We start from the raw sequence: 11,824 nt of genomic DNA, 5'->3' as shown, positions 1-11,824 counted from the left end.
GCGGTTTTGGTGTCGAGCTTGATCTGCGCACGGGCATCAGTTGCCGGATGACCACGGAGTCTAGTGAGCAGGGGCAGGGGGTGAGAGGTGGATGGGCTCTCAGAAGGCCGTGCGGATGTCGCTGCGCGGGTCCCCGACCACCAGTCGATCCTCGTAGAGCCCGTCCTGCGCCCGGCGGCGCCAAGGCCGGGCGTACCGAAGGGCCACCTCGAGGTCCGGATCGGTCGAACCGAGGTCGATGTCCGCGACCGCCAGAGCGGGTTGCCCGTCGGTAGGGCATTGTGCGATCCACCGGCCGCCGGGCGCCACGATCCCGGACGGCACCGTGGCGCTGAACTGCGCCGGTACGGAGTAGCCCACCCAGTAGCAGTACAGCGTCCCGTAGGCCTGGGCGACGCGCGCCCTCTGTAGGGTCTCGCCGCTCGTGTCGGACGTAGGTCTCGTGACCTGCGGGTCCGTCCGATGTCTCACGTCATGTCGGACAGTCGGCGTCTCAGCCCCGTGTCGGAAATCGCAGTCACCGACGAGCGGCTGCGACGGCGCACCCCGCTGAACTGCGGTGTCTCGCGGCCGATGTCGGATCCGACTTCCATCCGACATCGGCCGTGAGATTCCGACACGAAATTTGAGACCCTACACCCTCGGAGCATCGTCCACCATCACGGAGAGCAGAACGCAGTCGACGCCCAGGCGCTCGTACTCGTCGAAGAGCGGCGGGAAACTCGCCTCCACGCACAGCGCGCAGCCGATCCGAATGCCGCCCACCTCGAAGACGAGCGGCTCGCGCCCCGGGGTGTACAGGTAGGAAACCTCGGTATGCGACAGGAAGCGTTTGTCGTACCTGGCGACCAGCTCGCCACGGTCGGAGACGACGAAGAGGCTGTTATGGGGCCTGTTCGGCGGCGTGAGCGGGTGGAGCGACCCGAACGCCGTCCACAGCCGCAGTTCCCCAGCCAGCGCGGCGATCGACTCGGCCTCCTCGCGCATGACGTCCCAGGCGGCACGGCTCCAGTCGGCCGGGACCAACCGTCCGTCCGGTCCGGCCGCCATCACGTGCTTGCTCGGATAGACGATCGCCCCCTCGGGGAACTGCACCAGTTGCGCACCCGCCCCGACGGCCTCGGTCATCAGGGCCCGGATCTCCTGCCCGGCCGCCCGCAGCGCGCCGCGGTCTGTCGGGTCCTCCGGCACGGTGCTCTGCGCGACAGCCAGCCGCAATGTCCTACCCATGGCTCACACCTCCTCGATGCGACTGCTCTGGGGGAGGAACTTCGCGGACTTCTGGGCGAGAACGGCGGCCAGGAACGCGGGTGCCTCGTCGCCAAGCATCCGATGCAGCGTGACCAGGCTGGTGATCGCGGTGTCGGCCACCTCTTCCTGAACGTGTCGCCACGTGTGGCTTTGCCCCTTCCGGGGGTTGGTGCCCCAGGCGCCGACCACGGCCTGCGCGGACTCGCCGACTTCCTCGGTGAGCTTGAGGACCTGCAGCGTCCACTGCTGCTCTGGGGTCATCCCGCGTTCTGAGTCCAGGCCGGTGAAGAGGGCGGCGAGCCGGCCGATCACGTCCCACAGCGGTGGGTTCGACGGGTGTGCTGTCAACGGGCGCTCCTTGAGAGGGGTCGAAGGGGGTGGGTGTCGGTGTCGTCGGACAACGAAGGGAGTCAGGGCGTCAGATCCCGTTGCGGCCCGGGTGCGGGTTTGGTGTCCAGGCGCGTGTACCACTCGGTGGCGAGGATCCGGTGCCGGTCGTCGGCAGTGAGGCCGGACAGAAGGGCCGGCAGAGGGCGCTGGCTCTCGACCTGGCTGCGGTGGGCGAGGATCGCAGCCCACTTCGTCTCCGCCCAGGAGCTCACGTCGACGGTCGCGGTCACCTGTTCGTCGGGGGCGCTGTGGGCCGTCTTGCCGACATTCTGGAGGAGGCCTCCGAGTTCGTCGATGCCCGATTCCGGGTGCGTGGCCACGTATAGGGCGCTGGGCTGCCAGGGGGTGCCGGCATGCGGGTAGAGGTGGTGGAGCCCGGCGGCGTGTACGGCGAGCAGGGTCACGCGGTGGGTGTGGATGTGGTCGGGGTGCCCGGTGAGCTGCCCGTACGCGTCGTGCGTGACGACGATGTCCGGCCGAAGCTCGCGAATGTGTCCCACGAGCACCTCGACCACGTCATCGAGAGTGGCGTCGCACAGACGGGACTTGCCGGGAGCGGAGTGGGGGATCCGGGCGTCGGCGTATCCGAGCATCCGGGGCTTGCCGGCCCCCAGGACCGCGAGCGCGTCCGTGAGTTCGGCGGCTCGGTGGGTGTTGGGGGCCCAGGTGGCCGTGACCACGGCGGTCGCGGCGCCTGCGGCGGCGTGCTGCGCGAGGACGCCGCCAGCCAGGAGGGATTCGTCGTCCGGGTGCGCAAACACCCCCAGCAGCGAAGGCAGGTGTGGGACGTTCATGGTGAAGAGGTCTCCTTACGGGTGTGGTTCCGGATGGAGTTCGCCGCGCGACGTCCTCCTGGGGCGGTCCGCCGGTTAGAACAGGGAGCCCTGTTCCGCGTCCTGAGCCGGGGGTGGCTGGGTGGGCTGCAATCCGGCGGCCATGTCCAGCTCGAGCAGCGTGCTCCACCGGCCGCCCGCGCACCCGTCGTCTAGGAGTCGGGTCAGCACCTGGGCGGTGACCCCGACATCCGGCATCGCACGGTGCCGTCCGGCGGGCCTGGGGATGCCGTAGTGGCCGAGCAGGCTGTCCAATCCGTAGGAGCCGAGACCGGGCACGACGGCCTTGGCCAGGCGCAACGTGTCCAGCAGCGGCGTCGCGGCGAGTACGGGACAGTACTCGGCTTGGCGGGCGATGATTCCGGCTTCTGTGGAGGCATGATGGGCGACCAGCCGGTACGGCGGCGTAGTCAGGCGCGCGTCGAGCTGCGCCATCACATCGGCAGCGGGGGTCGCAGAGGTGAGCATTCGCGGGGTGATGCCCTTGAGCTGGACATCCCGCGCGGTCACGGGCACGTCGGCAGGCGGTCGCATCAGCTCCTCGAATCGACCGGTTTCCACCAGTCGGCCATCCAGCGGGCGCAGCGCCAACATCGCAACCTCGATCGGCTCGGCGGGTCGTCCTTGCGGGGTGAGGCCCTCGAAGTCGATCACCACGAACGTCGTCACGGCGAAGCGAGGATCGTCCGTCAGCGCGGCCACGATGTCGCCTCCCCTGGAACCGTGGTCGGCTTCCGGTCGACGGTTCTTCCGTCGTTCTGGGGGACTGGATCGACGTGACTGCCGCGTGCCGGGCTGGGCACCCGCTGCGGGCGCCGGGCTGTGTACAGCCGGTAGGAGACGTGGTTGTCCGGGTTCGGGGAGCCGATCGCGGTGACCGCCTCCATGGTTAGGCCGTGCTGGACCAAGAGGTCTTCCCACATCTGCGGAGTGAGGACCCACATGTCGACGGGGTGGTCGTCGGTGGTGCCGGGCAGGCGCAGGATCTCGGGCCGCGGGGCGACCTCGGTGGACGGCCCGGTGCCGTCCGAGTTGGTGTGCAGCGCAGAGAAGATCAGTCGGCCGCCGGGCTTGAGGCCGTTGACCAGGACAGGCAGCAGCCGGTCGGGGTCAAGGTAGGGGACGGAGCAGACGGAGTAGATCAGGTCGTACGGGTCGGCCGCGCGCAGGTGGGCCACAGCGTCGGCGCACAACAGGCGCAGGCCCGGGGTGTCGGGGTAGCGGATGGCGGCGCGCTGGTGTTGGGCGGGGGAGGCATCGACGGCGGTGACGTCGGCGCCCCGGGCGGCGAGGTGGGCGGCGTGCCGGCCGAGGCCGCTGCCGAGGTCGAGGATGCGCAGCCCGGCCACGTCGCCGAAGACCTCAATGCCGGGGCCGGTGCCGGGGATGCCCCAGTCCCACCGGTCCAGCTCGGGTAGCTCGAGTCCTCGCGCGAGTTGGTGGTTGCCGTAGGTGTTCCAGGTCGCGACGGTGTCCTGCTCGGTGGTCACCGGTCCTCCATCAGATCGCAGGGCGGGGGGTCAGGGGCGCAGGGCGTAGCAGCGCAGGACGTCGAGATCGGCGGTGTGGACGGCGGACCAGCCTGCCGTGAGGAGTTCGGCCTGGGCCGGGGTGATGCCGAGGTCCTGCAAGGGGTCGGTAGCGGGGCGGCGGTCGGCGATCTCGGTGACGACCCAGAAGGATCCGCCCGGGGCGAGGAGGTGGCGGACTTGGTTGAGGAAGGCTGCCTTGTCGTCGATCCACCGGTAGACGAGCCGGCAGGTGATGGCCGCGTACGCCGGCTCCGGCAGGGTGCTGAGGTCGTCGGTGGTGATGTCCACGCACCGCCAGACCGGGCCGTGGCCGGGCGCGGTGTCCTGGGTGGCGGCGAGCGCGATGGCGCTGGGGGAGCAGTCGATGCCGGTCGTGCGGTAGCCGAGCTGGGCGAGGCGTCGGGTAAGAGCGCCGTCGCCGCAGCCGATGTCGAGGGCCGGGCGGGCGCGGCCAGGGCCGAGGTGGTCCTCCAGCAGCTGGTTCTCGGTGTCGTCGAGCTGACGGTAGCGGCGGCCCTGGGACCAGAGCGGCTCCCAGTAGGTCGCGGCCGCGGTGGACGTGGTGGTCATCAGGCTCCTTCACGGGCGGGCAGCACGGCGGCGCGGGCGGGGATCTTCCGCAGCGCGCGGATGGGGGAGACGAGCAACAGGACGACGGGTACGACTTGGAGGAGCGCGCCGATGGCGAGGGTGGCCCGGACGTCGAGGAAGAGGACCAGGCCGCCGGCGGTGGCCGCGGCGAGCGGGCGGACCCCGGCGGTGAGCGTGGTGCTGGCGGACTGCATACGGCCCTGGAAGGCGGGATCGCAGATGGCCTGGCGCAGAGAGCGCTGGCTGATCCCCGACGCCGTCGCCCAGAACAGCTGCACCACCAGCGTGGCGGCCAGGACGATCTGCCACCGCAGGCCAGGGCCGGCGCACAGCAGGGGCACCTGGGCGAGGGGGCTGACCGCGAACCCCACAATGATCGTGGGCCCGATGCCGATCCGGGCGGCGATCCAGGGCGCGAGCAGTGCACCGGCCAATCCTCCGACACCGCCGACGCCCATGATCACGCCGAAGGCGGACGGGGAAGCCCCGAGCCGGTCCAGAAGGTAGTACGCCCAGTAGGTGTTCATCACCGCCAGACCGAAGGCGAGGGTCGACAAGGCGGCGATCACCGTGCGGATCGTGGGCTGCCGGGCCACGTAGCGCACGCCGTCGGCGATGTCCCCGGCCAGGCTCGTACGGGCGCGCGAAGCGGTGGCGGCCTCGAGGAAGCGCATGCGCCAGATGAGCAGTGCGGAGACGACAAACGACAGGGCGTCGGCAAGGACGGAAAGGGCGGGACCGACAGCGCCGACCAGGGCGGCACCGGCGTTGGTCCCGGCACTGTCGGCCACCGAGGACGCCGCGCCGATCTTCGAGTTCGCGTCGTGGAGCTGGCTCGGATCGACGAGGGCCGGCAGAAGGCTGATCGCCGCGGCGTCGTGCAGCACCTTGGCCGCCCCGAGCACGACCGCGACCACGCACAGCTGCCCGACGGTGAGCGCACCGGCGAGAGCGGCTGCTGGGATGGTCACCAGGGCGCCAGCCGCCGCCAGGTCCGAGGCGATCAGCTGGGGTCGCTTGGGGCGCCGGTCGGACAGGGCCCCGGCCCACAGCGCGACCGCGCTCGGAAGCTGTCCGAGGAACGCGAGCACGGCGACCTCGGTGGTGGACGCGCGCAGCTCCAGCACGGCCAGCGCGGGCAGGGCGACGGTGCTCACCGCCGACCCGGACAGGGTCACGGCCTCGCTGCCGAGCAGGAACCGGAAAGCGGGACTTGACCACGCGGTGGCCTTCGCGGCCCGGGCGGTGACCGTCACGGCGACTCACCGCCGCTGGTCAGCTCTGGGGCGACGTTGGCGTACCGCACTCCGGCGGCGAAGCGGCGCAGGACCTCGTGGGTGAAGGGGTGGCAGTCTTCGGGCGGGCTGGCGGGATCGGCCCAGACCAGCTCGCTGTGGGTGCCCGGCTCCCGGTTGTACGGATCGCCCTCCCACTCCCGGGCCAGGAACACCACGCCGGTCACCCGTTCCCCGTCCGCGGCGTGCAGGTGGACCAGCTGACAGAACTCGAGCCGGGCCGGGGCAATCAGGATGCCGGTCTCCTCGGCGAGCTCGCGTGCGGCACCCTCGTCGAAGAACTCGTCGGCTTCAAGTCGGCCGCCGACGACGGTGAGCAGTCCGGGAGAGTGCCACGAGCGCGGCTGGTGCCGGACGGTGAGAACCCGACCGTCGGCTGGATGCTGAAGCAGGACCATGACGTGCGTGATGCTGCGGTGGACGCCGCTCACGGCCGGTCCTCCTTCATGAGCCGGTCCAGGGTTCGCCGGCCTCGGGCGGTGACCTCGGGATGGTCGTTGTCCGGGCCCCAGGCCAGGCAGTTGACCGCGTCCAGCGCGCTCAGGCAGCGCAGAGCCTGCCGTTCGGCGCCGGTAAGCCCTCGCCCGTACGACTGGAGGAATGCCTGCTCGCGGTCGGGGTGGTCGAGCCACTCGGTGACAGCGAGGATGACCAGGTCCTGCACGCGGGCGGCCGGTCGGGTTCGCTCGAAGTCGACGAGCGCGAGCCCCGCCTCGGACCACAGCCAGTTCCTCGGCTGGTTGTCCCCGTGGATGTAGCCGAGCGGCACCCGTCCCACGCGGCGGAGCCGGGCCGCGTAGTCGCGCACCAGCTGCTGCTCGTCCTCGGTGAGCCGGTCCCCGGCCCGTCCCAGGTACTTCTCCGCACCGTCAGCCGCGGCCGCCAACGACGCTGCGGCCTCAGCCCGGTCGCGGGCATCGAGTGCACCGGCTTCGTGGAGCCGGGCGCACAGCATGCCGGCCTGCGAGTGCACGGACCGCCACTCGGCGGAGGCCAGGCTCATGCCCGGGGCCGGGACACCGGGCGCCACCGTGAGCAGCAAGGCCAAGTCGTCCGCGCGACTGTCGAGGAGATGGGGCGCCCGGCCGTGCCCGAGCGCGGGAACGACGCCTCGGTAGGCCCTGGTCTCACGGGTGAAGAACTTCCCCGAGGGCGAGACCTTCACGTACCAGCGGGCCCCACCCCCGCCGGTCAGCTCCCATACCCGGGAGCGGTGCCAGTCGTGCGAGGCGTCGCGTACGGCCACAACCGGCCCGGTCAGCTGCTCAACCCAGCGCTGCACGGCGGTGGGCAGGGGTTTCGTCTGCCTCACGCCGTGCACCTCGTGCCCAGGTGCGAAGCGTACGAGGAGCGGGAGGCGAAGACGGTGGCAACGGCGGGGGATGGTGGCACGGCTCCTCCTTGACGGAATGAGGGGCGAGGCGGATCAGCGGTCCTGCGACAGTTCCAGGAGCTCGGCGAAGGTCCCGCCGGCGTGGACAAGGTCGTCGTACCGGCCCTGCTCGGTGATCCGGCCGTGCTCCATCACGATGATGTGGTCGGCGATCTTGGTGTTCTCCAGGCGGTGCGTGACCACGATCGTGATGCGGTCGGCGGCGATGGCCTTGATCTGCTCGAACATCTGGTGCTCGCCACGCGGGTCCATCTGGGAGGTGGGCTCGTCCAGGATCAGCAGCCCCGGGCGCCGGTACAGGGCCCTCGAACACGCCACGCGCTGCCACAGTCCGCCGGAGAGCTCCGAGCCACCGAAGACATCCCGGGCCAGAAGAGTGTCCAGACCCGCGGGGAGATCCTCGACGGCCTCGCGCAGACCGACCGCGTCGACGGCCTCCCACACGGGGGCGTCGTCGTGGGTGCGGGGCTGGCCGAGGGTGACGTTCTCCCGGACCCGCAGGGGCCACTGGGCGAAGATCTGCGGCACCAGGCCGGTGTCCGCCCACACCGTGACGGGGTCCACCTCAGCCAGGTCAGTGCCGTTCCAGGTGACCTTGCCTTTGTCGGGCAGGTAGATCCCGGTCAGCAGCCGGGTGAGCGTGGACTTCCCCGAGCCGTTCGCGCCGACGATCGCGAGGATCTGGCCGCGCTGCAGCGTAAGGGAGACGCCGTCCACGGCGGGCTTCTCCTTGCCGGGGTACTGGTAGACGACCTCGTCGAGCCGGATCTCCTCCGTCGGCGCGGTGTGCACGTGGGAACCGCGCTTGGGGGCGCGGGCGGCGGCGTCGTCGAGAAAGGCCTGCATGTCGCTCAGGTACAGGCTGGTGTGGAAGACCGCGGCGCCGTTGATGACCACCTGAGACAGTGCGGAAAGCGTGGTCTGCACGGCAATGACCGCCGTCGCCGCGACCGCGAGTTCGATTCGCCCGGACACCGCCAGCCAGGCCAGCGCGCCCCAGGTCGCGACGAGGAAGATGCCGCCGGCCAGTGCAGAGAACAGGGAGATCCGCAGGGTACGCGGGGCTGCGGCTAGGGTGCGGCGGTCGCACCGGTCGGACAGGGCTCGGTACCAGTAGACGAGGTAGTCGGTCATCGAGTTGGCGCGGACCTCGTCGCCGTACTTCGACTCAGTCGCCCACCAGCGCATCATGCCGCGCACGTTGCGGTCGGCGATGTTGGCGTAGTGGATCTCGTAGTCGACCTGGGCGGTCAACACGGCACCGACACCGGCCGGCAGCACCGCGAGCAGGAGCGGCGGCAGCATCCACGGGTTGAGCACCGACAGAACCCCGCCCGCGGTGACCATCCGGATCAGCGCGGACAGGAACCGCTGGGCGTCAGTGACCATGACGTGTGTGCGGATCACCCCCATCTCGGCAGCCTCGTGCCGGTCCGAGAAGCCGTCCTCGGCGTATGCGGAGGCCTCGACCCGGCACACCGCCTCGACCAGGGCGGTGTCCGTCTCCGTGGTCAACCGCGGAGTGATCCGCCGCTCGGCGTACGTGGCGGCCGCCCCCGCCACTCGTGCCAGTGCGGCGCCGAGCGCCACTACGACCAGAGCCGGCAGTGCGCCGCGCAACCGCTCGGCAGCAGTGCCGTCCCCCAGGACTGGTGCCATGGCGCGAGCGGTGGCGGCCAGCAGTACGGCGGCCGCTACGCCGGTGATTACCTGGCAGCCGAGGAGAAGCTGCACGGCCCGCCGGTCGGTTCGCCATGACAGACGTCCGATTCGGCCCAGGACGGCAGGGATCTGCGCGCACATGCGCCGGAAGGAGACCTCGGCGAGCGGGTTAACGGAGTACTGCCCGCTGTACGTGATCTCTGCCGGCGGGGGCGGAGGAGGCGCTGAGTTCTGCTGCTCGTTCGTTGCGGCCGAGGTCAACGTGGTCCCCCTAGACGGTCGTCCGGCGTGGTCGTGAGGCTCAACGACCACGCCGGGCATATCGAACTGGTGTATTTGAGTCGCTTCGGATTTCCCGAGATAGAGCGGGTGCGAGCGCATGGAGAATGCACGGATCCAGCCCCCGCAACAGGTCTGTGCAGTAGAGCGGTTGGCCGAATCGCCGACGGTGGCATCCTCTGGGACAGATCGCTGTTGCGCGGCACCCGACAGCAGTGCGGCCGTAGGGCGTCGAGGTGACGCGCCACAGCCAGCGACGTACTACTGCTGAAGCGGGATGAGCTGCCGGAGCCAGGTGTCGCCCGTCGTCGAGGTGAGCAAGCCACCGAGGGCGAAGGCCACGGCAGCGGACAGGCATTCGCGGACGGGGGCGACCGCTCGCCTAGACGGAGTACGGCATGGCGGTCGCCAGGCTCGAACCGGCCGGCAAGCTCTCACCCGACCGTGGCCGTCCATCCCTTCCGCGAGAGGGTGACCACCCCGTTGGCGGTGATGGTCACCGCAGCGCCCCGGACGGGGAGCTCTCCGTCTACGACGAGCCAGGTGCGAATGCGGTCCAGCTCGTCCCACAGGCGGGTCGGCCCCCCCTGGTGCACCGTCGGCAGCTCGTGGCGCGTTGATGCCGTCGCCCGGGCCCAGGAGCCGTCCCTGTGCAGCATGTACACGGTGCGGCTGCCATTGTCCGCCGTGTGCTGACGGTGCTCGATGCCGGGCAGCAGGAGTTCGAGGGTGGACCGCAGGTCCCAGGTGTCCGGCACGTACGTCAGCGGGTAGCGGCCCGTGCTGGTCTCGCCTTCGGCGTGCCGGGCGTGCTGCCATCCGGGCGCGTCGTCCGTGAGGATGGCGTCGTAGTCCTCGCCGTGACGTGCACTCATGAAGCCGGCCGACTCGGGCGCGACGTACCCAGTCGCTCCGCCGTCGCTGTTCTTGTCCGCGACGATGATCAGTCCGGTCCGGGCGAGGGTGGTCACCAGCCGTCCGCCGGGGGCGAGTGCCTCCAGCCACGAGACAGGCACGGCGGGCACCGACACGGTGGAGATGATCCGGTCGTAGCTGCCGTCGGGAAGCGCCTTGGTCAGGTCGCAGACCTCGAGCCGCGGGTGGTGACCGGCATCGGCGAGGCGCTGTCGGGCCGCCGAGACGAGGTAGGGGTCGACATCGACGCTTGTGACCTGGTCTTCGCCGAGCCGGGCGCATGCCAGGGCGGTGCCGTAGCCACTTCCGGTGGTCACCAGCACGCGGGAGGTGTCGGTGATGCATCCGGAGCGGTACATCAGCAGCACCAGCGAGGGCAGCGTGGAAGACGAGGTGGAGTACCGGTCGGAGCTGCGGACAAGGGTCTGGCCCGGGTCGGCGTGGTCGGCATGATGGGGGCCAACCCGGGTGACGAGCGTGCTGTCGCTGTAGGCAGTCCGCAGCCACTGCTCGGGGTCAGCGGCACCGTCCCGCAGCACCCAGACAGGCTTGCCGTCGTCCGCAGTGTCCCGGGCCCACCAGCGCCGCACGAACCGGTGGCGCTGCGTGGTGGCAACCGGTGCGTACCACCGGGACTCCGGCCGGACGGCAGTGCTGGCGGCGAGCCGGCGTGCCGCTGATTCCCAGTCCATCGAAGTTCTCCCCGTTCAGTCCGCGGTGGTCGGAGTGAGGCCGGAGGCGGGGTCGCAGGTGCCGCCGCCCTTGCAGCTGTCGTCGTTGGGCCCGCAGTCGGGGCCGCAGGGGTCATGCCGGCTGGCAGGGATGCTCGCGGCGACCTGCCGCCAGGACGAGGAGGCGAACACCCCCTGCAGCGTATTGCCCTGGATGTTGCCGGCGGGCAGGAATCGGCCCAGGACGCACGGGGTGACCGTCCCGTCCGACAGGACCGCGGCGATGCCGTTGGCGCACCGGCCGCACAGCGCGGAGGTGGACGGCAGGGCCGTGCCCTTGGCGGCGTTGCCGACGGCGCGGACACGGTCGGTGTGGATGTCCGTGATGCCGAGGCTCTGGAGGTCCGCGCGGGCCTCGGCGACGCGCTGTCCCTCCAGGACGTCGACGATCCCGACCCGGACGTGGATGCCGCGGCGGTGCGCCTCGGCGATGTTCGCTCGGGTGGCGGCGTGGGATCCGGTGCGGCCGGTGACCCGGTCGTGGCCGTCATCGGTGTCCGCGTAGTAGGAGGTGGCGAGGCTGACGCCGGGCCGCGTGAAGAGCTTCCAGTGCTCGGCGCGCACGTGGTAGAGGTTCGAGTAGATGAGCACCTCGAGCCCGCTCGACAGGGCGTGTTCGACGAGCTCGGCGAAGTCGGGGTGCAGCGTGGGCTCGCCGCCGATCAGCTGGATCCGCTCCGTGCCGAGGGCGGCGGCTTCGCTGATGATCCGCTTCCACTCGTCGGTGGTCATGGATCCGTGCCCCTGCGTCGGGCCGGCCTCGGCGTAGCAGTGCGATCGGCAGGTCAACTGGCAGCGCCGTGTGATCTCCAGTTCGAGGAGCCCAGGCGCGGTCGGCGGCTTCGCCACCGCGGGTTCGAGCGTGACAGTCATGAACGTGGTCCCTTCTCGATGGTCCAGGATCGGTTCGTGCCTCCCGGGCGGGAGAGTTCCGCGGAGCGCTGCACAGGTT

Annotated in this window: 13 protein-coding genes; all 13 read right to left on the bottom strand. The window is 70.6% G+C overall.

The window, feature by feature from the left end; all coding sequences use genetic code 11:
* Positions 1-99: 99 nt before the first annotated feature.
* Positions 100-471, bottom strand: coding sequence for a hypothetical protein (locus tag ACWD3O_RS08960; RefSeq protein WP_451415346.1), 372 nt, complete (start codon positions 469-471; stop codon positions 100-102).
* A 162-nt stretch (positions 472-633) separates the two neighbouring features.
* Positions 634-1,230, bottom strand: a complete 597-nt coding sequence (locus ACWD3O_RS08955) for a carbon-nitrogen hydrolase family protein (protein ID WP_451415345.1) — start codon at positions 1,228-1,230, stop codon at positions 634-636.
* Between the two features lie 3 nt (positions 1,231-1,233).
* Positions 1,234-1,599, bottom strand: coding sequence for a MazG-like family protein (locus ACWD3O_RS08950; RefSeq protein WP_332757157.1), 366 nt, complete (start codon positions 1,597-1,599; stop codon positions 1,234-1,236).
* Between the two features lie 62 nt (positions 1,600-1,661).
* Complete coding sequence (locus ACWD3O_RS08945) at positions 1,662-2,435, bottom strand: PIG-L deacetylase family protein (protein ID WP_451415344.1); 774 nt, start codon at positions 2,433-2,435, stop codon at positions 1,662-1,664.
* A gap of 75 nt (positions 2,436-2,510) precedes the next feature.
* Positions 2,511-3,176 carry a 3'-5' exonuclease gene (locus ACWD3O_RS08940; protein ID WP_451415343.1) on the bottom strand — a complete coding sequence of 222 codons (666 nt, stop codon included), beginning with the start codon at positions 3,174-3,176 and terminating at the stop codon, positions 2,511-2,513.
* Positions 3,164-3,964 carry a class I SAM-dependent methyltransferase gene (locus ACWD3O_RS08935; protein WP_451415342.1) on the bottom strand — a complete coding sequence of 267 codons (801 nt, stop codon included), beginning with the start codon at positions 3,962-3,964 and terminating at the stop codon, positions 3,164-3,166. The genes ACWD3O_RS08940 and ACWD3O_RS08935 overlap by 13 nt, the downstream gene beginning before the upstream one ends.
* A 30-nt stretch (positions 3,965-3,994) precedes the next feature.
* On the bottom strand, positions 3,995-4,576 hold the full coding sequence (locus ACWD3O_RS08930; RefSeq protein ID WP_332757153.1) for a class I SAM-dependent methyltransferase: 582 nt from the start codon (positions 4,574-4,576) through the stop codon (positions 3,995-3,997).
* Positions 4,576-5,853, bottom strand: coding sequence for an MFS transporter (locus ACWD3O_RS08925; protein ID WP_451415341.1), 1,278 nt, complete (start codon positions 5,851-5,853; stop codon positions 4,576-4,578). Before ACWD3O_RS08925 ends, ACWD3O_RS08930 begins: the two co-directional genes overlap by 1 nt.
* The gene (locus ACWD3O_RS08920) at positions 5,850-6,323 is read right to left on the bottom strand and encodes an NUDIX domain-containing protein (RefSeq protein WP_451415340.1); all 474 of its coding nucleotides are present in this window, start codon (positions 6,321-6,323) and stop codon (positions 5,850-5,852) included. The genes ACWD3O_RS08925 and ACWD3O_RS08920 overlap by 4 nt, the downstream gene beginning before the upstream one ends.
* The gene (locus tag ACWD3O_RS08915; protein WP_332757150.1) at positions 6,320-7,204 is read right to left on the bottom strand and encodes a phosphotransferase; all 885 of its coding nucleotides are present in this window, start codon (positions 7,202-7,204) and stop codon (positions 6,320-6,322) included. Before ACWD3O_RS08915 ends, ACWD3O_RS08920 begins: the two co-directional genes overlap by 4 nt.
* A 114-nt stretch (positions 7,205-7,318) precedes the next feature.
* The gene (locus ACWD3O_RS08910) at positions 7,319-9,208 is read right to left on the bottom strand and encodes an ATP-binding cassette domain-containing protein (protein ID WP_451415339.1); all 1,890 of its coding nucleotides are present in this window, start codon (positions 9,206-9,208) and stop codon (positions 7,319-7,321) included.
* Between the two features lie 452 nt (positions 9,209-9,660).
* On the bottom strand, positions 9,661-10,833 hold the full coding sequence (locus ACWD3O_RS08905; RefSeq protein WP_451415338.1) for a methyltransferase domain-containing protein: 1,173 nt from the start codon (positions 10,831-10,833) through the stop codon (positions 9,661-9,663).
* Positions 10,834-10,848: 15 nt separating this feature from the next.
* Positions 10,849-11,745 (bottom strand): radical SAM protein, encoded by an 897-nt coding sequence (locus tag ACWD3O_RS08900; protein ID WP_451415337.1) that lies wholly within the window; start codon positions 11,743-11,745, stop codon positions 10,849-10,851.
* Between the last annotated feature and the right edge of the window lie 79 nt (positions 11,746-11,824).

The sequence above is a fragment of the Streptomyces sp. NPDC002640 genome, assembly GCF_053592575.1.
Note: the sequence above shows the minus strand (reverse complement) of the source record. Positions and strands in the feature narration are given on the sequence as shown.